Source organism: Streptomyces sp. NPDC053665, assembly GCF_055585285.1.
Window position 1 is genome coordinate 350,152 of record NZ_JBVJKK010000006.1, and the last position, 21,043, is coordinate 371,194.

Annotated in this window: 21 protein-coding genes; 11 read left to right on the forward strand and 10 right to left on the reverse strand. The window is 72.9% G+C overall.

The features are described from left to right. Positions 1–83 precede the first annotated feature (83 nt). From ACZ6ZN_RS24880 to ACZ6ZN_RS24895, 4 genes are all read left to right on the forward strand, one after another. Positions 84–1,928, forward strand: coding sequence for an ABC transporter transmembrane domain-containing protein (locus ACZ6ZN_RS24880; protein WP_469649550.1), 1,845 nt, complete (start codon positions 84–86; stop codon positions 1,926–1,928). Beyond that, positions 1,925–3,706, forward strand: a complete 1,782-nt coding sequence (locus ACZ6ZN_RS24885) for an ABC transporter ATP-binding protein (RefSeq protein WP_469649553.1) — start codon at positions 1,925–1,927, stop codon at positions 3,704–3,706. Before ACZ6ZN_RS24880 ends, ACZ6ZN_RS24885 begins: the two co-directional genes overlap by 4 nt. Positions 3,707–3,937: 231 nt before the next feature. Then, positions 3,938–4,408 carry a DUF5709 domain-containing protein gene (locus tag ACZ6ZN_RS24890; RefSeq protein ID WP_451878161.1) on the forward strand — a complete coding sequence of 157 codons (471 nt, stop codon included), beginning with the start codon at positions 3,938–3,940 and terminating at the stop codon, positions 4,406–4,408. Positions 4,409–4,469: 61 nt separating this feature from the next. Then, complete coding sequence (locus ACZ6ZN_RS24895) at positions 4,470–4,718, forward strand: type B 50S ribosomal protein L31 (protein ID WP_369198500.1); 249 nt, start codon at positions 4,470–4,472, stop codon at positions 4,716–4,718. A gap of 84 nt (positions 4,719–4,802) precedes the next feature. On the opposite strand, the gene ACZ6ZN_RS24900 is transcribed toward ACZ6ZN_RS24895, so the two are convergent. Further along, positions 4,803–5,597 carry a metal-dependent hydrolase gene (locus tag ACZ6ZN_RS24900; RefSeq protein ID WP_398108531.1) on the reverse strand — a complete coding sequence of 265 codons (795 nt, stop codon included), beginning with the start codon at positions 5,595–5,597 and terminating at the stop codon, positions 4,803–4,805. A 145-nt stretch (positions 5,598–5,742) separates the two neighbouring features. Between ACZ6ZN_RS24900 and ACZ6ZN_RS24905 the strand changes: the two genes are divergently transcribed. The 3 genes from ACZ6ZN_RS24905 to ACZ6ZN_RS24915 all read left to right on the forward strand — a co-directional run bounded on the left by ACZ6ZN_RS24905 (position 5,743) and on the right by ACZ6ZN_RS24915 (position 10,198). Continuing rightward, the gene (locus ACZ6ZN_RS24905) at positions 5,743–8,256 is read left to right on the forward strand and encodes a DEAD/DEAH box helicase (RefSeq protein ID WP_451878159.1); all 2,514 of its coding nucleotides are present in this window, start codon (positions 5,743–5,745) and stop codon (positions 8,254–8,256) included. 39 nt (positions 8,257–8,295) lie between these two features. After that, on the forward strand, positions 8,296–9,168 hold the full coding sequence (locus ACZ6ZN_RS24910; RefSeq protein WP_369198503.1) for an acyl-CoA thioesterase: 873 nt from the start codon (positions 8,296–8,298) through the stop codon (positions 9,166–9,168). A gap of 127 nt (positions 9,169–9,295) precedes the next feature. Further along, positions 9,296–10,198 carry a DMT family transporter gene (locus ACZ6ZN_RS24915; RefSeq protein ID WP_451878211.1) on the forward strand — a complete coding sequence of 301 codons (903 nt, stop codon included), beginning with the start codon at positions 9,296–9,298 and terminating at the stop codon, positions 10,196–10,198. 8 nt (positions 10,199–10,206) lie between these two features. Here ACZ6ZN_RS24915 and ACZ6ZN_RS24920 read toward each other — a convergent pair whose 3' ends face one another. Next, positions 10,207–11,202 carry a DUF6397 family protein gene (locus ACZ6ZN_RS24920; RefSeq protein ID WP_469649559.1) on the reverse strand — a complete coding sequence of 332 codons (996 nt, stop codon included), beginning with the start codon at positions 11,200–11,202 and terminating at the stop codon, positions 10,207–10,209. Positions 11,203–11,328: 126 nt separating this feature from the next. Then, positions 11,329–11,742 carry a roadblock/LC7 domain-containing protein gene (locus ACZ6ZN_RS24925; protein WP_398108535.1) on the reverse strand — a complete coding sequence of 138 codons (414 nt, stop codon included), beginning with the start codon at positions 11,740–11,742 and terminating at the stop codon, positions 11,329–11,331. A gap of 104 nt (positions 11,743–11,846) precedes the next feature. Here ACZ6ZN_RS24925 and ACZ6ZN_RS24930 point away from each other — a divergent pair, with 104 nt between their 5' ends. Then, positions 11,847–12,275 (forward strand): PPOX class F420-dependent oxidoreductase, encoded by a 429-nt coding sequence (locus ACZ6ZN_RS24930; RefSeq protein WP_469649564.1) that lies wholly within the window; start codon positions 11,847–11,849, stop codon positions 12,273–12,275. A 42-nt stretch (positions 12,276–12,317) separates the two neighbouring features. On the opposite strand, the gene ACZ6ZN_RS24935 is transcribed toward ACZ6ZN_RS24930, so the two are convergent. From ACZ6ZN_RS24935 to ACZ6ZN_RS24955, 5 genes are all read right to left on the reverse strand, one after another. Next, a complete protein-coding gene (locus ACZ6ZN_RS24935; RefSeq protein WP_469649566.1) occupies positions 12,318–12,923 on the reverse strand; it encodes a GTP-binding protein in 606 nt (201 codons plus the stop codon). A 110-nt stretch (positions 12,924–13,033) separates the two neighbouring features. Beyond that, a complete protein-coding gene (locus tag ACZ6ZN_RS24940; RefSeq protein ID WP_398108538.1) occupies positions 13,034–13,444 on the reverse strand; it encodes a DUF742 domain-containing protein in 411 nt (136 codons plus the stop codon). A gap of 22 nt (positions 13,445–13,466) precedes the next feature. Next, on the reverse strand, positions 13,467–13,904 hold the full coding sequence (locus ACZ6ZN_RS24945; protein WP_451878157.1) for a roadblock/LC7 domain-containing protein: 438 nt from the start codon (positions 13,902–13,904) through the stop codon (positions 13,467–13,469). After that, positions 13,901–16,615 carry a sensor histidine kinase gene (locus tag ACZ6ZN_RS24950; protein WP_469649570.1) on the reverse strand — a complete coding sequence of 905 codons (2,715 nt, stop codon included), beginning with the start codon at positions 16,613–16,615 and terminating at the stop codon, positions 13,901–13,903. The genes ACZ6ZN_RS24945 and ACZ6ZN_RS24950 overlap by 4 nt, the downstream gene beginning before the upstream one ends. Before the next feature lie 82 nt (positions 16,616–16,697). Then, positions 16,698–17,471 (reverse strand): MHYT domain-containing protein, encoded by a 774-nt coding sequence (locus ACZ6ZN_RS24955; protein ID WP_451878155.1) that lies wholly within the window; start codon positions 17,469–17,471, stop codon positions 16,698–16,700. Between the two features lie 152 nt (positions 17,472–17,623). On the opposite strand from ACZ6ZN_RS24955, the gene ACZ6ZN_RS24960 reads away from it, so the two are divergent. Then, positions 17,624–18,226, forward strand: coding sequence for a class I SAM-dependent methyltransferase (locus ACZ6ZN_RS24960; protein ID WP_398108541.1), 603 nt, complete (start codon positions 17,624–17,626; stop codon positions 18,224–18,226). Between the two features lie 89 nt (positions 18,227–18,315). On the opposite strand, the gene ACZ6ZN_RS24965 is transcribed toward ACZ6ZN_RS24960, so the two are convergent. Then, on the reverse strand, positions 18,316–19,218 hold the full coding sequence (locus ACZ6ZN_RS24965; RefSeq protein WP_469649573.1) for an oxygenase MpaB family protein: 903 nt from the start codon (positions 19,216–19,218) through the stop codon (positions 18,316–18,318). A 118-nt stretch (positions 19,219–19,336) separates the two neighbouring features. Here ACZ6ZN_RS24965 and ACZ6ZN_RS24970 point away from each other — a divergent pair, with 118 nt between their 5' ends. After that, entirely contained in the window at positions 19,337–19,633 is a 297-nt protein-coding gene (locus tag ACZ6ZN_RS24970; protein ID WP_451878152.1) for a hypothetical protein, read from the forward strand. Between the two features lie 134 nt (positions 19,634–19,767). Further along, positions 19,768–20,673 (forward strand): hypothetical protein, encoded by a 906-nt coding sequence (locus ACZ6ZN_RS24975; protein ID WP_469649576.1) that lies wholly within the window; start codon positions 19,768–19,770, stop codon positions 20,671–20,673. 38 nt (positions 20,674–20,711) lie between these two features. On the opposite strand, the gene ACZ6ZN_RS24980 is transcribed toward ACZ6ZN_RS24975, so the two are convergent. After that, positions 20,712–20,894 (reverse strand): hypothetical protein, encoded by a 183-nt coding sequence (locus tag ACZ6ZN_RS24980; protein WP_398108545.1) that lies wholly within the window; start codon positions 20,892–20,894, stop codon positions 20,712–20,714. Between the last annotated feature and the right edge of the window lie 149 nt (positions 20,895–21,043).

Sequence of the window (21,043 nt, forward strand, 5' to 3'; positions counted from 1 at the left end):
CTCTCCCCCTCGCTTTTGCTCTCGCTCTCGCTCTCGCACCTCGTCCTCACCCCTTTCCGCCTGACACGAGCCACTGGGACGTCATGAAGATCCAAGACCTTCCGTACCCCGACCCGGGCGTACCGGACGCGCGTTCGGGTTCCCGCTTCCTGTGGTGGCTGTTCCGCAACCAGCTCGGCGGGCAGACGAAGGCGCTGGCCTGGGGCCTGCTGCACTTCGGCTGCGTCGCCGCGCTGCCGTTCTGCGTGGGCGTCGCCGTGCAGGCAGTCGTCGACCGGTCCGGGTCGCAACTCGCCCTGGCGGGCGGTCTGCTGGCGCTGGCCTGCGCCGGAAGCGCGGTCGGCGACACCTTCCTGCACCGCGCGGCCGTCACCAACTGGATCACCGCGGCTGCCCGGGTCCAGCAGCTCCTCGCCCGCAAGGCCGCACGGCTGGGCTCGGCGCTGACCCGGCGGGTGGCGGCCGGCGAGGTCGTGGCGGTCTCCACGGGGGACGTGGAGAAGATCGGCTGGTTCGTCGAGGCGCTGTCCCGGTTCACCGCGGCCGTGGTCACCGTCGTGCTGGTCTGCGGGGCGCTGCTGGTGCACCAGCCCGCGCTCGGCGTGGTCGTCGCCCTGGGGCTGCCCGTGGTGGCCCTCGCCGTGCTCCCGCTGCTTCCGCGCGCCACCCGGCGGGCCGACGTGCAGCGCGAGAAGGCGGGCCGCGCCACCGAGCTCGCCTCCGACACCGTCGCCGGTCTGCGCGTCCTGCGCGGCATCGGCGGCGAGGAGCTGTTCCTCGACCGCTACCGCGACGCCTCCCAGGAGGTCCGGCACGCGGCCGTGCGCAGCGCCCGCATGTGGTCCCTGATCGCCGCGATCCAGGTGCTGCTGCCCGGGCTGCTGCTCGTCGGCCTCGTCTGGTACGGCGTGCACCTGGCACGCCAGGGCCGGATCACGGTCGGCGAACTGGTCACCGTCTACAGCTCGGTGATGATCCTCAGCTACCCGCTGCGCCACTTCGAGGAGATCGCCATGGCGTACTCCTTCTCCCGCCCCTCCGCGCGACGGGCCGCGGGCGTGCTGGCGCTGGAGCGGGCCACGGGCACACGGGCGGCCGGTTCCCTCTCGGGGGACCTGCACTCCCTCTCGGGGGACCTGTACGACCCGCAGACCGGGCTGCTCGCCCCCGCCGGGCGTCTCACGGCGGTGGTGTGCGGTGACCCGGACGCGGCGGGCCGGCTGGCGGAACGCCTGGGCGGGCACCCGTCGCAGCAGGGCACCTCCGCGCTGCTCGGCGGCGTCCCGCTCGACGAACTCCCGCTGGACGACGCCCGGTCGGCGGTCCTCGTCCAGGACAAGGACCCGGTGCTGCTGTCGGGCACACTGCGGGAGCTGCTCGACGTACCCGCCTCGGGCGAGGTCGAGCCCCGGCGGGCCCTGACGGCGGCGCAGTGCGACGACGTGCTGGCGGCGCTGGCACAGGGCTCGCTGGAGGCCGCCGATCCCATGGACGCGCGGATCACCGAGCGCGGCCGGTCCCTGTCCGGCGGTCAGCGGCAGCGGCTCGCCCTCGCCCGCTCACTGGTCACCGACCCGCAGGTCCTCGTGCTCGACGAACCGACCTCGGCGGTCGACTCGCACACCGAGGCCCGGATCGCCGCGGGCCTGCGGGACGTGCGCGCCGGGCGTACGACCGTGGTGTTCACCTCCTCCCCGCTGCTGCTGGACCGGGCGGACTCGGTGGTGTTCCTGCACGGGGGCGAGGTGGTGGCGGCCGGGACGCACTGCGAGCTGCTCCGGGGCGAGCCCCGCTACCGGTCGGTGGTCACCCGCGAGACGGACGACGAGGCCGCGCGGGACACGACGGCCCCTTCGGCCGTGCTGCGGGCGGAACTCACCGGGGCGGACATGCTGCGGAAGCTGGAAGAGATCGAGGAGAAGGCATGATCGGCGTCGCACCACCGGCCTACGACCCGGCGGCCCCGACGACGGCGAGCACCCTGCCGGTCGGCGCCCCCGCGACCGTCCGCGCCTACGTCACCGAGCTGCTGCGCCGGCACCGGCGCGCGTTCGCGGCCCTGGTCGCCGTGAACACCGTGGCCGTCATCGCCTCCATGGCCGGACCGTGGCTGCTGGGCGGGCTCGTGGAGCGGGTCTCCGACGGGACCCGGGAACTGCGCCTGGAACTCACCGCGGGCCTCTTCCTGGCCGCGCTGCTCGTGCAGGCCCTGTTCGTCCGCCAGGTGCGGCTGCGCGGCGCGATGCTGGGCGAGCGGATGCTGGCCGACCTGCGCGAGGACTTCCTCGTCCGGTCGGTCGGGCTGCCGCCCGGTGTGCTGGAACGGGCCGGCACCGGCGACCTGCTGTCGCGGATCACCACCGACATCGACCGGCTCGGCAACGCCATGCGCGAGGCCGTGCCGCAGCTGTCGATCGGTGTGGTGTGGGTGGTCCTGCTGATGGGCGGGCTGGTCGTCACCGCGCCGCCGCTGGCCCTCGCCGTGCTGGTCGCCCTGCCGCTGCTGATCGCCGGCTGCCGCTGGTACTTCCGCCGGGCGCCCGCGGCGTACCGTTCGGAGGCCGCCGGGTACGCCGCCGTGGCCGCCGCCCTGGCCGAGACCGTCGACGCCGGGCGCACGGTCGAGGCACACCGCCTCGGCGACCGCCGCATCGCCCTGTCGGAGCGCCGCATCCAGGAGTGGACCGCCTGGGAGCGGTACACGCTGTGGCTGCGCTCGGTGCTCTTCCCCGTCATCAACGTCACCCACTTCACCGTCCTGGGCGCGGTGCTCATGATCGGGGGCGTGTTCGCCCTGCAGGGGTGGATCGACGTCGGCCAGCTCACCACCGGCGCGCTCATCGCCCAGATGCTCGTCGACCCGGTCGGGCTGATCCTGCGCTGGTACGACGAGCTCCAGGTCGCCCAGGTCTCCCTGGCCCGGCTGGTGGGCGTGCGGGACATCGAGCCCGACCAGGGCGATCGCACCGTGGCGCCGGAGGGACGGCACGTGCACGCCGACCGGGTGCACTTCGGGTATCTGGAGGGCGTGGACGTCCTGCGCGAGGTGTCATTGCAGGTCGCCCCCGGCACACGGCTGGCCCTGGTCGGTCCCTCGGGCGCGGGCAAGTCCACGCTGGGGCGGCTGCTCGCCGGCATCTACGCGCCCCGGGACGGCCGGATCACCCTGGGCGAGGCCGAGCTGTCCCGGATGCCCGCCGAACGCGTCCGCGAGCACGTGGCGCTGGTCAACCAGGAGCACCACGTCTTCGTGAGCTCCCTGCGCGACAACCTCCGGCTGGCCAGGTCCGGGGCCGTCGACGCCGAGCTGTGGGCCGCGCTGGGGGCCGTCGACGCGGACGGCTGGGCCCGGGCCCTGGAGGACGGCCTGGACACCGAGGTCGGCTCGGGCGGCCTGGGCCTCACGCCCGCCCAGGCCCAGCAGATCGCGCTGGCCCGCCTGGTGCTGGCCGACCCGCACACCCTGGTCCTCGACGAGGCGACGTCCCTGCTCGACCCGCGTGCCGCCCGCCACCTGGAACGTTCCCTGGCTCGGGTCCTCGACGGCCGCACGGTCGTCGCCATCGCCCACCGGCTGCACACCGCGCACGACGCGGACGTCATCGCCGTGGTCGAGAACGGGCGGATCAGCGAACTGGGCAGCCATGACGAACTGGTCGCGGCGGACGGCGCGTACGCGTCCCTGTGGCGGTCCTGGCACGGCTGAGGGGCGACGGGGCGCAGCCGCCGCCGGCGCCTGGCGTTGCGGGGTCCCGCGGCTCGGTGGAACTCTGGAGACAGGCACCGGCTCGGGGAACGCCGGAGGGGCCGCGACAGCAGCGGCACCCCGGCGGGCCCGGATCCCGCCGGGGGCGCCGGCACCTGCCCCGTCCGGTGCGGCGGCGGCCCGGCGCGGGCCCTGGTGCGAGCGGGCCCGTCCCACCCCCTGGAGGTACCCGTGAGCAGCTCCGACGGCTGGGGAGACGACGTCTACCAGCCGGAACAGAACGAGCAGAGAGAGGACACGGGGGTGCTCGACTCCGAGGACACCCTGGACTACGACGGAGTCGACGATCCTCTCGACCGGGGCTGGTCCCCTCCGGAGCGGCCCTGGGCCGTCGAGCACCTGGGCGTCACGGCGGCCGAACGGCTGCGCGGGGAGACACTCGACCAGCGGCTCGCGGAGGAACTGCCGGACGGCGCGGCCGACGACGGCGACGGGATCGGGGACTGCGCGGGCACCGACGGGGAACTGCTGGACAACGAGGTCGGCGCGGCCCGTTCCGGCCGGCTGGTCGCCCCCGACGAGGGTGCCCACGAGGACGAGGAGGCCGCGCTGGTCGCCTTGGACGTGGGCATCGACGGTGCCGCGGCGTCGGCCGAGGAGGCCGCGGTGCACATCGTCGACGAGGACACCCTGCCCGGCTGATCCGGCCCCGCCCCGCCGCCCGCCCCGAGCTCTCCGTCACCTAGTCGCCCGAGGAGCATCCATGCAGCAGGACAAGCACCCCGACTACCACCCCGTCGTCTTCCGCGACCGCGCCGCCGGGTACGCGTTCCTCACCCGGTCCACCGCCACCAGCGACCAGACCATCGAGTGGGACGACGGTGAGACCTACCCGGTGGTGGACGTGGAGATCTCCTCGGAGAGCCACCCCTTCTACACGGGCAAGGCCCGCACGGTGGACACGGAGGGCCGCGTCGCCGCGTTCGAGCGGCGCTACGGCGGCAGCGGCTGAGCTCCCGCGGCCGGCCACCGCGGGTCGGGCCGCAGGGACCACCCGCTGCCCGCACGCCCGCACGCCCGCACGCCCGCGAGGCGGTCAGATCACGTTGAGCGCCGCCGCGCAGCCCACCCCGCCGAGCAGCATGAACACCGGCATCAGTACCTTCAGCTCCACCCAGCTGCCCGCCCGGAAGCGCATGAACTTCGGCGGACCGACCGGGTACCAGCGCTTGCGGCCGACGGGGATGGGCCACAGGATCGGGCAGCCGGAGACGGTGAGGGCGTCGCCGATGTCGTGCACGATCGCGCCGAGCACGACCGGCAGTCCCAGCCACAGGTACTCCTGGCCCGGTGCGGTGAACAGCCAGTCCGCGCCGTTGCCCGGCTGGTCCAGCACGCCCGCGAGGATCCACGCGGTGGTCGCGGCCAGGAGCCACACCAGGACCTCGCTGCTGGAGCCCCGGGTGGCACGCCACAGCAGGCCCTCGATGGCCAGCACCATGTGCACGAAGAGGATCGCCAGGACGCCCCAGCGGTCGCCGGTGAGGGCCACCACCGACGTGCCCGCCCCGATCAGCACCGCCCACAGCCAGGTGTGGGTGAGCGTGCGGTGCCCGCCGGAGCGGCGCGGGTCGCCCTGCTTCTTCGTCGCCTTGTAGACGGCGTAGGACAGCTTGTCGACGATCTCGCACAGCCAGCGCGACACCGGCCCGAAGGACCGGGAGATCGTGGCCGCCTTGTGGTCGAGGTCCGGAGCGAGGGCGGCACCGGCGCAGATCAGCGCGCCGACCAGGAGGACCGGCCAGGGCATCGTGTGCCCGGCGGCGGCCGAGGCCGCACCTACGCCGAGCCAGGCGGCGGCGCCCGACAGTGAGTGTGCTGGTCCCATCATGGCCGTTGCCCGCCCCATTCCTCATGTGCCGCTGTCCAGTTGACCGGGAGCGCCGACGCGCGGTCGGCGCCCCAGCGTAGCGTTCGTGATCTTCGGGACCGCAGCCGATTCCCGCATCGGGCACCGGGCCAGGCAAGATGGGGGCGTGACCCTCATCGATCAGCTGCCGCGGACCGCCGACCCCGACGCCCTGTACGAAGCCTTCGAGTCGTGGGCCGGCGAGCGGGGGCTCACGCTCTACCCCCACCAGGAGGAGGCGCTGATCGAGGTGGTCTCCGGCGCGAACGTGATCGTGTCGACGCCCACCGGGTCCGGCAAGAGCATGATCGCGGCGGGCGCGCACTTCGCGGCCCTCGCGCGCGACGAGGTCACCTTCTACACCGCCCCGATCAAGGCGCTGGTGTCGGAGAAGTTCTTCGAACTGTGCAAGATCTTCGGTACCGAGAACGTCGGCATGCTCACCGGTGACGCCTCGGTCAACGCCGACGCCCCCGTCATCTGCTGCACCGCCGAGGTCCTCGCGTCGATCGCGCTGCGCGACGGCAAGGACGCGGACGTCGGCCAGGTCGTGATGGACGAGTTCCACTTCTACGCGGAGGGCGACCGCGGCTGGGCCTGGCAGATCCCGATCCTGGAGCTGCCGCAGGCGCAGTTCGTGCTGATGTCGGCGACGCTCGGTGACGTGTCCTTCTTCGAGAAGGACCTCACCCGCCGCACCGGCCGCCCCACAGCGGTGGTCCGCTCGGCCACCCGCCCGGTGCCCCTGTCCTACGAGTACCGCTACACCCCTCTCACCGAGACGCTCACCGACCTGCTCCAGGCGCGGCAGGCGCCCGTCTACATCGTGCACTTCACCCAGGCCCAGGCGGTGGAGCGGGCGCAGGCGCTGATGAGCATCAACATGTGCTCGAAGGAGGAGAAGGAGCAGATCGCCGACCTGATCGGCAACTTCCGCTTCACCACCAAGTTCGGCCGCAACCTCTCCCGTTACGTCCGGCACGGCATCGGTGTGCACCACGCCGGCATGCTGCCCAAGTACCGCCGCCTGGTGGAGAAGCTCGCGCAGGCCGGCCTGCTGAAGGTCATCTGCGGCACCGACACCCTCGGCGTCGGCGTCAACGTGCCCATCCGCACGGTGCTGTTCACGGCCCTCACCAAGTACGACGGCACGCGTGTCCGCACCCTGCGCGCCCGGGAGTTCCACCAGATCGCGGGCCGCGCCGGGCGGGCCGGTTTCGACACCGAGGGCTTCGTCGTCGCCCAGGCGCCCGAGCACGTCGTGGAGAACGAGAAGGCCCTCGCCAAGGCCGGCGACGACCCGAAGAAGCGCCGCAAGGTCGTCCGCAAGAAGGCCCCCGAGGGGTTCGTCGCCTGGTCCGAGCAGACCTTCGAGAAGCTCATCGCCTCCGAGCCGGAGCCGCTGACCTCGCGGTTCCGCGTGACGCACACCATGCTGCTGTCGGTCATCGCCCGGCCCGGCAACGCCTTCGAGGCCATGCGCCACCTCCTGGAGGACAACCACGAGCCGCGCAAGCAGCAACTGCGGCACATCCGCCGGGCGATCGCCATCTACCGCTCGCTGCTCGACGGCGGCATCGTCGAGAAGCTCGACCAGCCGGACGCCGAGGGCCGCATCGTCCGCCTCACGGTCGACCTCCAGCAGGACTTCGCCCTCAACCAGCCGCTGTCCACCTTCGCCCTGGCCGCCTTCGAACTGCTCGACCCCGAGTCGCCGTCGTACGCGCTCGACATGGTGTCCGTCGTGGAGTCGACCCTGGACGACCCGCGGCAGATCCTCGCCGCCCAGCAGAACAAGGCGCGCGGCGAGGCCGTGGCCCAGATGAAGGCGGACGGTGTCGAGTACGAGGAGCGCATGGAGCGGCTCCAGGACATCACCTACCCCAAGCCCCTGGAGGAACTGCTCTTCCACGCGTACAACACGTACCGCAAGAGCCACCCCTGGGTCGGCGACCACCCGCTGTCGCCGAAGTCGGTCATCCGGGACATGTACGAACGCGCCCTGTCCTTCACCGAGTTGGTCTCCCACTACGAGCTGGCCCGCACCGAGGGCATCGTGCTGCGCTACCTCGCCAGCGCCTACAAGGCCCTCGACCACACCGTCCCCGACGATCTGAAGTCCGAGGATCTGCAGGACCTGATCGAGTGGCTGGGCGAGATGGTGCGCCAGGTCGACTCCAGCCTGCTCGACGAGTGGGAGCAGCTCGCCAACCCGGAGGAGATGACCGCCGAGGAGGCCCAGGAGAAGGCCGACGAGGTCAAGCCCGTCACCGCCAACGCGCGGGCCTTCCGGGTCCTGGTCCGCAACGCCATGTTCCGCCGGGTCGAACTGGCCGCCCTCGACCAGGTCGGCGAACTGGGCGAGATGGACGCCGAGTCCGGCTGGGACGCCGAGGCGTGGGGCGAGGCCATGGACGCGTACTGGGACGAGTACGACGACCTCGGCACCGGTCCCGACGCCCGCGGGCCGAAGCTGCTCATCATCGAGGAGGAGCCGGAGAACGCCCTGTGGCGGGTCCGGCAGATCTTCCACGACCCGAACGGCGACCACGACTGGGGCATCAGCGCCGAGATCGACCTCACCGCCTCGGACGCCGAGGGCCGTGCGGTCGTCCGCGTCACCGACGTCGGCCAGCTCTGACCGGCCCGGCAGCAGCAGCGAACACAGGAGAACCGTCCCATGACGACGAACCCCGCCGAGAGTCTCGTCGACCTGCTCGACCTGGAGCAGATCGAGGTCGACATCTTCCGCGGCCGCAGCCCCGACGAGTCCTTGCAGCGGGTCTTCGGCGGGCAGGTGGCGGGCCAGGCGCTGGTCGCCGCCGGCCGCACCACGGAGGGCGACCGGCCCGTGCACTCGCTGCACGCCTACTTCCTGCGACCGGGCCGGCCGGGCGTGCCGATCGTCTACCAGGTGGAGCACGTGCGCGACGGGCGCTCCTTCACCACCCGGCGGGTCACCGCCGTGCAGCAGGGCCGAACGATCTTCAATCTCACCGCGTCCTTCCACAAGCCGGAGGAGGGCAGCTTCGAGCACCAGCTGCCGCCGGCCCGCAAGGTCCCCGACCCGGAGTCCCTGCCGACGGTCACGGAGGAGATCCGCGAGCATTTGGGCGCCCTGCCCGAGCAGCTGGAGCGGATGGCCCGCCGCCAGCCCTTCGACATCCGCTATGTGGACCGGCTGCGCTGGACCACCGAGGAGGTCCGGGACGCCGAGCCGCGCAGCGCCGTGTGGATGCGCGCCGTCGGGCCGCTCGGCGACGACCCCCTCGTGCACACCTGCGCCCTCACCTACGCCAGCGACATGACCCTCCTGGACGCCGTGCGCATCCCCGTCGAGCCTCTGTGGGGGCCGCGTGGCTTCGACATGGCGTCGCTGGACCACGCCATGTGGTTCCACCGTCCCTTCCGGGCGGACGACTGGCTGCTCTACGACCAGGAGTCGCCCATCGCGGTCGGCGGTCGTGGCCTGGCCCGGGGCCGGATCTACGACCTGGAGGGGCGGCTGGTCGTCTCCGTCGTCCAGGAGGGCCTCTTCCGCAAGCTGGGCTGAGCCGGCCTTCACCGGTACGGGCCCAAGGGGGTGGGCCCCGGATCGCGCCCGGGGCCCGGCCCGGTGACCATGGCAGAGGAAGGGCCAGCCGGCGTCACGCGCCCGCCGCCACCGGGAGGTGACCACGCTGCACACCGTGCTCCCCGTTCTGTTCGCCGTCTGCGCGGCCCTCAGCAATGCCGTCGCGACCGTGCTGCAGCGCAAGGCGGCGCTCACCGTGCCGCGTGCGCAGGGCTTCCGGGCCGGGCTGATGCTCGACCTGCTGCGGCGGCCGGTCTGGCTGGCCGGCATCGTCGCGGTGATCGGCGCCGCCGTCTGCCAGGCGCTGGCCCTGGCGACGGGGCCGCTGACGATCGTGCAGCCGCTGTTCGTTTTGGAACTTCCGCTCACTCTGGTCGTCGCCTCTCTGCTGATGCACCGGCATCTGCCCGGTGCGGGCTGGGTGGCCGTCGCGATGGTGGTGGCCGGGCTCGCCGTGGCCCTGGCCGCGGCCTCTCCGTCCGGAGACCGCACCCATGTACCGCTGGACCGCTGGATTCCCGCGCTGGCCGTGTGCGCGGGGGTGGTCGTGGTGCTTTCCCTCGCCGCGCTCAAGCGCCCCGAGGGCCGTGCCCGTGCCGCATGTCTGGGGGCGGCCACGGCGATCAGCTACGCGGTGACCGCCGCGCTGATGAAGGCGGCCACCCACATCCTCGACGAGCAGGGACTCGTGGCCTTCCTCACCACGTGGCAGACCTATGCCTTCGCCCTGACCGGCGTGTGCGCGCTGTTCCTGCTGGAGAACGCCATGCAGGCCGGCCCGCTGGTCGCCTCCCAGCCGGCGCTCACTCTCGGCGACGCGCTGGTGAGTCTCGCCCTCGGCATCCTGCTGTACGAGGAGACGGTCCGGTCGGGGTGGTGGCTGGTGCCCCAGTTGTTCGGGGTCGCACTGATCGCCGCCGGGGTGCTGGCGCTGTCCCGCATTCCGTTCACGCAGTCGCTGGTCGCCCCGGACGAGGGCGCGGAGCAGGAGCCGGTGGCGGCACCCTGACGACGGCGCTACCGGCGGCCTCTGCGGCGGAGGCGGCTCAGCAGGCCACCCGGGCGGGCTCCGGTGTTGGACCCGGTGCGGGACTCGGAGCGGGACCCGGGGCGGGTGGCGAGGGAGGGGCCGGGGTGGGTGGCGCCCCCGGACGGCGCGTGGGAGCCGGGTGCCCGGCGTGTGACGGTCGAGGCGGGCCGCGGCAGGGGCGCCGGCGTGTGCCGCACGGCGGGAGAGGGAGCCGCGGGTCGTTCACGTGCCGTCTCCAGCGTGTGCGCCAGGTCGGCTCGGAACCAGGCGACTTCGTCCGGTTCGCTCGCGGTCATGAGCGCCGCGGCCAGCTCGGCGGCGGGCGATCCCGGGGCGCCGTGCGAGGGAAGGCGGGGGCGGCACCGGTCCAGTCGTGCGCGCTCCCCGGGGTCCGGCACGACCTCCGCGACGTCGGCCGGATCGAGGAGGGAGGCGACAGCCGCGGCTCGCGCCCACGGGTCCTCCCCGGCCTGCCGGGTCAGGAACCCGATGTGACGTCCGCGCCAGTTGCGGGGCCGCCGGTCCGTTCCCGCCTTCTGCGCTTCCCGCATCTCGGGTGGTGTCCGCCGTCCGGTCAGCAGCTGGGCGTTGCCCGCTTCGGCCGCGAACCGGCCCAGTTCCTCGGCCAGGTAGAGCCAGACGACGGTGCGGTAGCGGTTGAGGTAGAAGCGGACCGGCACCAGCAGGCCGAAACGCGCCAGCGCCGTGAACCTCGTCGGAGCCACTCCCATGAGCTCGGCGCCCTCATGGGTGCCCACCGTGGCAACGCGCCGGCACAGGTCGTCCGAGGAGCCCTCCTCGGCACGCAGCCGGTCGATCTCCGACCGGGCCACGCGTCGTCCTGGGCCACCCTCGTCGGGCACGGTACGGATGAGGCCCAGGTTCACCGCCAGATCGAACTCGCCGCGTTTGAGGTCGAGTTCGCGGGCGGCCCGGCTGGGGGCGCAGGATGCGCCGTCGGTGGTGGTGCTGATGCGTGACATGGTCGGTCTCCCCCGTGGAGTGGCGGCTGACGCCGGACGCGATCGCCGTGCAACAGACCGTATCCGTTTCACGACCGAGCGTGCCCGGCCTGTGGATAACTCCACGGAGAACGACAGAATCGCAGGTCAAAGATCTCTTGTCGGCTTCTGCTCGGGCTGGCGCGCGTCCACGTCGAGATGCTCGCCGACCCGGTTGACCAGAAGCGTCATCTCGTAGGCGATCTGGCCTATGTCGGCTTCGGCGCCGCTCAGGACGCACAGGCAGCTGCCCGTGCCCGCCGCGGTGACGAAGAGCACCGCGTCGTCGAACTCGATCATCGTCTGGCGTACCCCGCCCGCTCCGAAGTGCCGTCCTGATCCCTTGGCCAGGCTGTGCAGTCCGGACGACACGGCGGCGAGGTGCTCGGCGTCCTCGCGGCGCAGTCCGGTGCTCGACCCGGTCACCAGGCCGTCGTTGGACAGGACCAGTGCGTGCCGCACGTCGTGGACGCGTTCGGTCAGATCGTCGAGCAGCCAGCCCAGCCCCTGGTTCTGCGGCATCTTCCGTTCTCCCCGTTTTCTCCCCGTACGATTCCCCTCCTTTTCGGAGGATCTCCATGCCAGCCTTCCCCACGACCGGGGCCGGGGCAAGGAGGATGGACGCCATGGCAGAGAAGATGACCGATGCGCAATGGCGGGAGTTCGTGTCCCACGGCACCCGCACCGGAAAGCTCTCGACCGTCCGGGCCGACGGCAGTCCGCACGTGGCGCCGATCTGGTTCGTGATGGACGGGGACGAGCTGGTGTTCAACACCGGCAAGGAAACCGTGAAGGGGCGCAACATCATCCGGGACGGCCGGGTCGCCCTGTGCGTCGACGACGACCGGCCGCCGTACGCGTTCGTCGTGGTGCAGGGCCGTGCCCGCGTCTCGGAGGACCTCGACGAGGTGCGCCACTGGGCCACCCGGATCGCGGCTCGCTACATGGGCGCCGACCGCGCCGAGGAGTTCGGTGCCCGCAACGGTGTTCCGGGCGAACTCCTCGTGCGCGTGACCGTCGACAAGGTCCTGGCCGAGGCTGACGTTGCCGACTGAACGCGCGACGGCGTCCAGCCGGCGGAGCCGGCGAGCGGCGGCTCAAATCACGGAGTCGAGCAGCCGGGCGGTGTGCATGCGCCCGGCGTACTCGACGAGCCGGATCAGCACCTCCTTGCCCGAGTCGCGTTCACGCGCGTCGCACAGCACCACCGGGGTGCCGCGGTCGAGATCGAGGGCGCGCGAGACGTCCGGGGCGCCGTGCATACGGGCACCCGCGAAGCAGTTGACGGCCACCACGAACGGGATGCGCCGGTGCTCGAAGTAGTCGACGGCGGGGAAGCAGTCCTCCAGACGACGGGTGTCGGCGAGGACCACGGCACCGAGCGCCCCCTGGGCCAGCTCGTCCCACAGGAACCAGAACCGGTCCTGGCCGGGGGTGCCGAACAGGTACAGCGAGAGCCCGGACCTGATGGTGATCCGCCCGAAGTCCATGGCGACGGTCGTGGTCGTCTTGTGGTCCACTCCCTCGGTGTCGTCCACCGAGCGGCCGGCTTCACTGAGCAGTTCCTCGGTGCGCAGGGGGCGGATCTCGCTGACGGCACCCACCAGGGTCGTCTTGCCCACGCCGAACCCGCCGGCGACCAGAATCTTCAACGCCAGTGCGGTGGTGTCGCCGCCCGCGGCGTCGGAGTGCTCGGAGACCATTGATCACTTCTCTCGGGAGTGCCGGCAGGGTTGACGTGGTGCAGGTGGGGTGGAGGACCGGCGGGGCGAGCGACGGTCGGCGTCCGGTGGCCATGTGTGGTGGCCGCCGGTCACAGGGCTTTGAGCCCTTCGATCACCTCGCGGAGGATGCGTTCGTCGGGCAGTTGCGCGGGGGGAACCGGGCGGCTGACGGTGACGCAGCCGAGTTCCAGGAGGTCGCCGAGGAGAACCCGGATCACGCCCACCGGCAGGTCCGTGCCGGCGGCGAGTTCGGCGACCGACTGGGTCTCGGTGCGGCACAGGCCGAGGATGTTGCGGTGTTCCGGGCCGAGCGGGGCGTCGTCCGTGCCCTGCGCGGCCGGATCCAGGGTGACCAGCGCGATCAGGTCGAACCGGACGCCCTCGGGGCCCGGCCGGGTCCGGCCGCCCGTCAGCGCGTAGGGGCGGACGAGCGGACCGGCCTCGACGTCGTACCACTGGCTGCCCTGGTCGAGCGGGGCGCCGGTCATGTCCTCGGTCATCTGCGCGGGCCGTTCTGCTCGTTCATCCGGCGGTCGGTGGGTGGGTGCCGACGCGGGGCGCGGTGCCGAGATGCTCGCCGACGCGCTTGACCAGGCGTGCCATCTCGTAGGCGACCAGGCCGATGTCGGCGGTGACGGCGGTGAGCAGGGCGAGGCAGGATCCGTCGCCCGCGGCGGCCACGAACAGGAAACCCTCGTCCATCTCGACCATGGTCTGGCGCACGCCGCCGGCCCCGAAGTGCCGTCCCGCTCCCTTGGCCAGGCTGTGGAAGCCGGAGGCGACCGCGGCGAGGTGTTCGGCGTCCTCGCGCCGCAGGTCGCTGGAGGCGCCCACCGCGAGGCCGTCGTTGGACAGCACGACGGCGTGCCGGATCTCGCTCACGCGGAGCGTCAGATCGTCCAGCAGCCAGTCGAGTTCGCCGGAGCGCCGGGCGGTGTGCGTGCTCGGGTCCTGGATCATGCGGGGTCTCCTTCGCTGCTTTCGTGGCCCGCCGCCGGGTGGGGCGCCGGTCCGCGCCCGGGTCGCCTGCCTCCGCCGCGCGCCCAGCCGTCGCGGTAGGCGGCCATGCGGTCCCGTACGAGTTCGGGTGTGCGCGTGTCGTCCCGCGGGGCGGGCGTCGCGTGCGGTTCGTCGGGGCGTCCTTCGCGCAGTTGGGGGGCGAGACTGGCCTGGCGTACCCGCCGCGGAAGATCGTCGGAGTGGTCGGGCTGCTCCGGGGGTCGGTGCAGTCGCAAGGTGGCGACTCCTGGTGGTGGGGTGCGGCTCGTGGACTCGCCGTGCCCCGGGGCCTCGGTGCGGCTCCTCGGGTCGGCGCGGCTCACCGTCCCGGTACGGCCGTCGGGCTCGGCACGGCTCTCCGTCCCGGTGCGGCCGTCCGGCTCGGTGTGGCTCTCCGGGACGGTGTGCCTTGGCGTCCCGGGGTGGTCCGAGGCGGTGAGGTGGTGGGTGTCCTCCGTGTGGCTCGCCGTCCCGGTGGCGGCGGGTACCGAGGCCATGAGGGCGCGCCGGTCGGCCTGGGCGGGGACGGGGTCGTGGAGGCGGCTGCCGTCGGGCACGCGCGCGTGGGCCGCTTCGCCGTACGGGCTGGTGCGGGTCGTCCCGGCAGGGGAGCGTTCGGCCGTGTCCGCGTGCAGCAGTGCGGTGGGCAGCAGGACGACGGCGGTGGTGCCGCCGTACGGCGAGGTCCGCAGGTGGACCTTGACCTCGTGGCGGGCGGCGAGCCTGCTGACGACGAACAGCCCGAGCCGGTCGCTGTCGAACAGGTCGAGCGCCTCGGACTGCGCGATGCGGCGGTTGGCCTCGGCGAGGGTCTCCTTGCCCATGCCGAGGCCGCGGTCCTCGACCTCCACGGCGTAGCCGTTGCCCACGGGTTCGCCGGTGACGCGCACGCGCGTGTGGGGCGGTGAGAACTGGGCCGCGTTCTCGATGAGTTCGGCGAGCAGGTGGGTGAGGTCGGCGACGGCCGCACCGGCCACGGACGCCTCGGGGAGCTGCCGTACCTCCACGCGCGCGTAGTCCTCCACCTCGGAGACCGCGGCGCGGACGACGTCGGTGAGCGAGACGGGCGTGCGCCAGGCCCGTCCGGGCGCGGCTCCGGAGAGGATGATCAGGCTCTCGGCGTGGCGCCGCATGCGGGTGGTGAGGTGGTCGAGCCGGAAGAGGTCGCCGAGTTCGTTCGGGTCGTCGGAGCGGCGTTCCATGCTGTCCAGCAGGCTGAGTTGCCGGTGGACGAGGATCTGGCTGCGGCGGGCGAGGTTGACGAAGACGCCGGAGATGCCGCTGGCGAGTTCCGCGCGTTCCACCGCGGCTCGCAGGGCGGCGCGGTGGACCGTGCCGAGGGCCCCGGCCACCTGGCCGGTCTCGTCCTCTGCCGGCGGGGTCGACGGCACCTCGGCGTCGATGTCGATGTCCTCTCCGGCGCGCAGTTTCCGCATGGCGTCGGGGAGTTTGCGCCGGGCGATCTCCAGCGCGGTGTTGCGCAGGCTCACGAGTTCCACCACCAGGCCGCGTCCGATGCGCACGGAGATGACGAGCGAGGCGGCGACGGCAGCGAGACCGAACAGGACGGCGGCACCGGCTGGCGTGAGCAGGCCCCGGCTGAAGGGGTCGGCCCGCTCCGCCACGCTGCGCGCCGCGTCGCCCTCGATGGTGCGCATTCCGTTCTGCACGCGCGTGTGGGCGGTGGTCCAGGTGTCCGCGGGGACCGCGTCCACCGCGCGGGCGCCGGATCCGGCGGCGAGCACCTTGTCCTCGACGGCGCCCAGACTGTCGTGGGCGCCGTCGCTCTCCAGGCTGCCCCAGGCGGCTCGTTCGGTGCCGCGCAGGTCCGCCACGGCCGAATCGGTGAGTGTGCGGCGCACCTGGACCGCGCCGGCGAACAACCGGAGCCGTTCCCCGTCGAGCGCACCGCTCAGGCGGGCGCTCGCCAGCACCGCGTCCTCCTGCGCCAGCGCCTCGCCCGCCCGTGAGAACTCCAGCAGCACGCGTGCGTCGGAGCCGAGGGCGGCGTCCTGGATGCCGGTGAGGGAGCCGACCGCCCCGAAGGCCGCGGCGAGGGTGCTCGTGTACCTCTTGTACGCGTCTTCCCAGCCCACGCGCCGGTCGAGCACCGCCGTGCGCAGTGGCTCCAGTTGTTCGGCGCCGGTGACGAACTCCCGGAGGCGGGGGGCGACGGCGGCGGGCAGTTCCTCGCTGTCGGCGACGGTGCTGCTCCGGCCGAGCCGGAGTCTCGCGACGGCCGCGTCGGTGCGGCGGGCCAGTTCGTCCAGTTCGTCGGCGCGTACGGCCGACGGGTCGGTGGCGCGGCGGACCGCCGCCGCGCGTTCGGCCTGGAGCGCGGCGACCGCGGTCGCCACGGGGACGCGGACGGCGGCGTCCACGCGCTGCACCTGCCGCAGTCGTGAGACGTCCTGGGCGGTGGTGACGGTGGCGTACGCCCACAGGGCCAGCAGGGACACGACGGGCACCATCAGGAGGCAGACGATCTTGGCCCGCACGGTCCGCGGACGCACCCGCCAGCGCTCGGCCCGCGCGGGTATGCCGTCCGCGCCTTCGCCCTCGGGTGTCTCGGGTCCCTCCTCGGCCGGTGGCCCGGCGTGTGCGCGACGGCCGCGCACGGGCGGGGGCGGCGTCTGGGCGCCGGCTGTGGGCGTCCTCCGGGGTGTGCGCATGGACTCCTCGCTCGGGAGTGGTCGGGGTGCCGCCGGGGCCGCGGCGGGGCGGAGTGCGGCAGCCGGGCCGCACGGGGAGTCGCTAGGAAGGGGCGGTGCCGACCGTCCGCTGGGCCGACGCGGTGGCCTCGCGTTCCCCGACGGCCGGTGACAGCGCCACGAAAGCGGAGGTCAGGAAGAGGTAGGACCCCAGGCCGACCGCGAGGGGGAAGATGAACTGCATCGCCGTGGCGCCGGGCAGGATGTCGGACGACGGCGTCACCCGCACCGCCACCGCGAACATGCCGGTGTAGTGCATGCTGCTGACGGCGGCACCCATGATCAGGGAGGCCACGGTGACCGCGACGGGTGACTTGATGTTGAGCGCCGCCCACAGCGCCGCCGTGGCGGCGACGACGGCGATGAGGACCGACAGCCCGACGAGCAGCGGGTCGTACGTCACGTCACCGTGCAGCCGTACGGCCGCCATGCCCAGGTAGTGCATGCTGGCGACGCCGACGCCGGTGGTGAGTCCGCCGAGGACGAGGGCGCGGCCGCGGTCGCGGCTGTAGCCGACGGCGAAGACGCCGGCGCAGACGACGACCATGGCGACCATCAGGCTCAGCAGGGTGAGCGGCACGTCGTAGCGGATGTCGGTGCCGGCGACGCTGAATCCGAGCATGGCCACGAAGTGCATGGTCCAGATGCCGGTGCCGATCGCCGAGGCGGCGGTGAGGAGCCAGTTGCGGCGCGAGCGTCCGGTGGTGGCGAGCGCGCGGACGGTGCAGCGCAGCCCCAGCGCGGCGCCGGTGCAGGCCATCACGTACGACAGCACGGGGGTCAGCCACCCCAGGGCGGCGTGGTCCAGGTGTCCCATGGCCCCGGGACGCTAGACCCGGGTATGCCGCGTGAAGGGGGCGCATTTCGAAAGTAGTTGCAATGTGGCGCAAGGATGCTGCGGAACGATCGGGTCGCGCTCGAACGTGTGCACCGAGGCGTCATCCGTGCCGGTGAGGAATCATGCCGTACATGAGCGACGACCAGACGCGTGTCCAGGAGTTCTTCACAACCCGCGCCGCAGACTGGGACAGCCGGTTCCCCGACGACGGGCCGGCCTACGCGGCCGCGGTGGCGGAACTCGGGCTGCGGCCGGGGGGCCGGGTGCTGGACGCCGGGTGCGGTACGGGCCGTGCCCTGCCGCCGCTGCGTGATGCCGTCGGGCCCTCGGGTGTCGTGCTCGGGGCCGACCTGACACCGGCGATGCTGCGCGAGGCCGTGCGGGCAGGACGGGACCGGGACGGGGCGCTGCTCCTCGCGGACGTCGCCGCTCTTCCCCTGCGGTCGGGCTCACTGGACGCCGTGTTCGGTGCGGGGCTCGTCTCGCACCTGCCGGACCCGGCCGCGAACCTGCGTGAACTCGCGCGCGTGGTGCGCCCCGGCGGACTGCTGGCCCTGTTCCACCCGATCGGCAGGGCTCGCCTCGCGGCCCGGCACGGCCGTGCGCTCACCCCGGACGATCTGCGCGCCGAGCCCCGTCTCGGTCCGCTGCTGGCCGGTGCGGGCTGGCGGCTGACGTCGTACGTGGACGAGGACGACCGCTTCCTCGCGCTGGCCGTGCGCTCGGACACCTGACCGTGCCTGGGGTACGCGTCGAGCGGTGGGCGAGGCGAACGTCGTGGTGACTTCGGCCCGGGATGTGCGAGCCGGTTGCGGTCCGCGTCTCACCCGTTCCCGGCATCCGGGGCCTTTCCGTGCCGCACGGGGCAGCCCCGCAGACCGGGGACCGGACGGGTGCCCAGGTCGGCGATCCGGTAGCCGTTCGGGTAGGACTTGATCTCACGGTTCTGGCGTGCGAAGTGCGGGGATCGGCGGGGCGGAAGCAACCGGACGGCGCGGCCCCGCAGCCGGACGGCGCGACGCACCCACGCGCGCGTGGCGGCGCTCGGCGGGGTGTACCGGAAGGCCCGCAGGAGGGAGTCGTCGAGAAGCGAGAGGGTCGTGGTGCGCAGCAGGGGCGCGAGCGGCGCCGGGTACCAGGAGGCCATCAGGTCGAGCGTGGCGTCCGAGACGCGCCGTGCCTCCTCGTCCCAGGCGAAGTGGGCCGCTTCGTAGGCGTCGAGCACCGCCTCGAACTCCTCGTAGGTGCCGGGGATGTCCTTGATGCCCATGTGCCGGCCCAGTGTGCGGTAGTGGACGACGGAGGCGACGATCTCGTGGCGTGACATCCGCCGCCAGCCGTAGGCGTCGATCCACCGCTTGGGCATGACCACGAAGGTGCACAGGACATAGCGCATGTCGTCGTCGCTGATGTCGTAGCTGCGGTGCATCCCGTTGATCCGGCGGATCGCCGTCCTGCCCTGGTCACTGCCGAAACCGTGCTCCACGACGGTGTCCAGGAGCAGCGCGGTGTCGTCGTAGCGCTTCTGCGCGCGCTCGGTGAGCTCCGCCGTGCGGGCGAGCAGCCGGCCGATGCTCGGGACGGCGTACGTGCGATACAGCGCCAGCTCCAGCGCCCTGGTGTGGTCCCACGGGAATTCGTAGGCCACGCTCAGCCGGTAGATGTCCGTGGCCTGCCGGTTCGGGTCCATCTGCCGGATCTGTTCCAGACGCGCGAATCGCTTCACCGTGCCGTCCCCCTTCTGCCCCGAGTCCCGCAACTTTACGTTGGACAAGCCGAGATGACGGTATGGCGCCGACACGACGGCACGGCAGTTCGCGCACACCGGTGGAAGGGTGGTCGACATGTGGGGCAGGGTCCGCAAGGCCGGGGACAAGGTCGCGCACGCCTTGCGCACGGAACCGAAGGCCGGCGGGGGCGGGCGTCCGCACAACCTGTTCGAGGCCGCGGCGTCCTACGTCACGGCCTGCGTCGAGGACGACCAGGACCGGGCCGAGGAGGCGGCCGGCTGGGTGTCGCCGGAGGCCCTGTCGTTCGGCGTGAACGAACTGGCCTGCCGGGCCGTGATCGCCCTCGCGCGAGAGCGGGGCCGGTCACCCGAGACGGTGGCCCGGGAGCTGCTGGGGCTGCCGACGGGGTGACACATCCCTCCGCGGCGGCCGATTCGCCCCCGTCCGCCGGAAAACTGCAGCTCGCGCGGCCGACCGGGTCGTGACAAGCGGCTTCCGGGCGCACTAGGGTGCGCGCGGTTGGACGAACCGATGGGGAGGCTGGGATGGCCGGGACGGACGAGGTCGCCGTCACCGCCGAGGACGACGCGCTCTACGTGCTCACGGCGGTGCTGCTGACGCCGGCGAAGTTCCCGAGTGTGCTCGGCGACGACTACCCCGAGGCCTGTGCGGCGCTCGGTCTCGCCCCGCTCGCGGACGGGTACGGGCTGGTGCTCGGCCAGGACGGCGAGGGTGCCCGGTGGACCGTGGTCACCGACGACGTCTCCCTGGTGGCCGTCGCGATCGCGTCGTGGGACTGCGGCATGGAGTACGAGCTGTCCCCGGACGAGCGCACGGTCGTGTCCGCGCTGCCCGGCTGGCCGCTCGCGGTCGCCGTCGCGGCGCCCGGTGTGCCCGCACCGCACGATCCGGGCCCGGACGTCGACGACCGCCCCCCGCTGACTCCGCCCGACACCGGCGTCTGGGGCCCGGCCCAGCGACGCCTCGGAGCGGACGAGATCGCCCTGCAGTGGGCGATGTGGCGGGAGCAGGTCGAGGCGGCCTACCCCCGGCCCACCGCGTCCGCGAGCGAGGACGGCGGGGCGCAGGGCGATGCGCAGGTCAGCACGCAGAGCGGCGCGCAGGACAGCGCCCAGGGCAGCGGCGACGCGCAAGGCGGCGGGGAGAACGGGCGGAGGGCCGGCCACAGCGGCATCCGGCGCGCTCTCGCCGAAGCGCGCACCTACCTGGACACGCCACCGCCGCTGGGCCGGGTCCGTTCCTCGTTCGCCCCCGGTGACGCCCGGATCCTGCGGGCCGACGGCCCGGGCTGGTCCCTGGTCGCCCGGACCGACGACATCGCCTTCGTGCTGCTCGACGACGAGCCGGGCGAGGTCCTGCCCGTGGGCAGGGGGCCGGAGCTGCCGGGGCTCCTCGAAGCGCTGGACAAGATGGCCGTACGGCCCAACTGAGCGTCAGTGGGTGGCGGCCCTGCGCGTTCCCGGGCGCCTCACCGGCCGAGTTCCTTGCGTGTGGCACGGCGCAGCCTGCGCCGCTGTGACGGGTCCAGGGTGAGGTAGGCCGCGGCCGGAACCCCCAGCACGATCAGGAGCGCCGCCCACCAGGGCAGCCAGATCAGCAGGACCAGGCCGACCGCCACACCTCCCACGGCGATCTTGGCGTTGTTGGACATGTCGTCGCCTCCTTCGCGGCTGGTGCCGCTCTCTGTCCCGAGAACGGGCCCGCGCCCGCGCCGGTTCCGATCCGCGCCCCTGAGACATCCCTGAGGCCGGACCCCGAGGCGCCCCTGAGACTCCACGGTGACCCGGCTCACAGTCTTGT

What these genes read in the sequence shown, in the direction of transcription:
- ACZ6ZN_RS24940 (WP_398108538.1), bottom strand. Translation starts at nt 13,444, where the DNA reads ATGACCGAGGACATGACCGGCGCCCCGCTCGACCAGGGCAGCCAGTGG.
- ACZ6ZN_RS24895 (WP_369198500.1), top strand. Translation starts at nt 4,470, where the DNA reads ATGCAGCAGGACAAGCACCCCGACTACCACCCCGTCGTCTTCCGCGAC.
- ACZ6ZN_RS24920 (WP_469649559.1), bottom strand. Translation starts at nt 11,202, where the DNA reads ATGTCACGCATCAGCACCACCACCGACGGCGCATCCTGCGCCCCCAGC.
- ACZ6ZN_RS24925 (WP_398108535.1), bottom strand. Translation starts at nt 11,742, where the DNA reads ATGCCGCAGAACCAGGGGCTGGGCTGGCTGCTCGACGATCTGACCGAA.
- ACZ6ZN_RS24885 (WP_469649553.1), top strand. Translation starts at nt 1,925, where the DNA reads ATGATCGGCGTCGCACCACCGGCCTACGACCCGGCGGCCCCGACGACG.
- ACZ6ZN_RS24980 (WP_398108545.1), bottom strand. Translation starts at nt 20,894, where the DNA reads ATGTCCAACAACGCCAAGATCGCCGTGGGAGGTGTGGCGGTCGGCCTG.
- ACZ6ZN_RS24880 (WP_469649550.1), top strand. Translation starts at nt 84, where the DNA reads ATGAAGATCCAAGACCTTCCGTACCCCGACCCGGGCGTACCGGACGCG.
- ACZ6ZN_RS24960 (WP_398108541.1), top strand. Translation starts at nt 17,624, where the DNA reads ATGAGCGACGACCAGACGCGTGTCCAGGAGTTCTTCACAACCCGCGCC.
- ACZ6ZN_RS24935 (WP_469649566.1), bottom strand. Translation starts at nt 12,923, where the DNA reads ATGGTCTCCGAGCACTCCGACGCCGCGGGCGGCGACACCACCGCACTG.
- ACZ6ZN_RS24945 (WP_451878157.1), bottom strand. Translation starts at nt 13,904, where the DNA reads ATGATCCAGGACCCGAGCACGCACACCGCCCGGCGCTCCGGCGAACTC.
- ACZ6ZN_RS24955 (WP_451878155.1), bottom strand. Translation starts at nt 17,471, where the DNA reads ATGGGACACCTGGACCACGCCGCCCTGGGGTGGCTGACCCCCGTGCTG.
- ACZ6ZN_RS24900 (WP_398108531.1), bottom strand. Translation starts at nt 5,597, where the DNA reads ATGATGGGACCAGCACACTCACTGTCGGGCGCCGCCGCCTGGCTCGGC.
- ACZ6ZN_RS24910 (WP_369198503.1), top strand. Translation starts at nt 8,296, where the DNA reads ATGACGACGAACCCCGCCGAGAGTCTCGTCGACCTGCTCGACCTGGAG.
- ACZ6ZN_RS24950 (WP_469649570.1), bottom strand. Translation starts at nt 16,615, where the DNA reads ATGCGCACACCCCGGAGGACGCCCACAGCCGGCGCCCAGACGCCGCCC.
- ACZ6ZN_RS24930 (WP_469649564.1), top strand. Translation starts at nt 11,847, where the DNA reads ATGGCAGAGAAGATGACCGATGCGCAATGGCGGGAGTTCGTGTCCCAC.
- ACZ6ZN_RS24975 (WP_469649576.1), top strand. Translation starts at nt 19,768, where the DNA reads ATGGCCGGGACGGACGAGGTCGCCGTCACCGCCGAGGACGACGCGCTC.
- ACZ6ZN_RS24970 (WP_451878152.1), top strand. Translation starts at nt 19,337, where the DNA reads ATGTGGGGCAGGGTCCGCAAGGCCGGGGACAAGGTCGCGCACGCCTTG.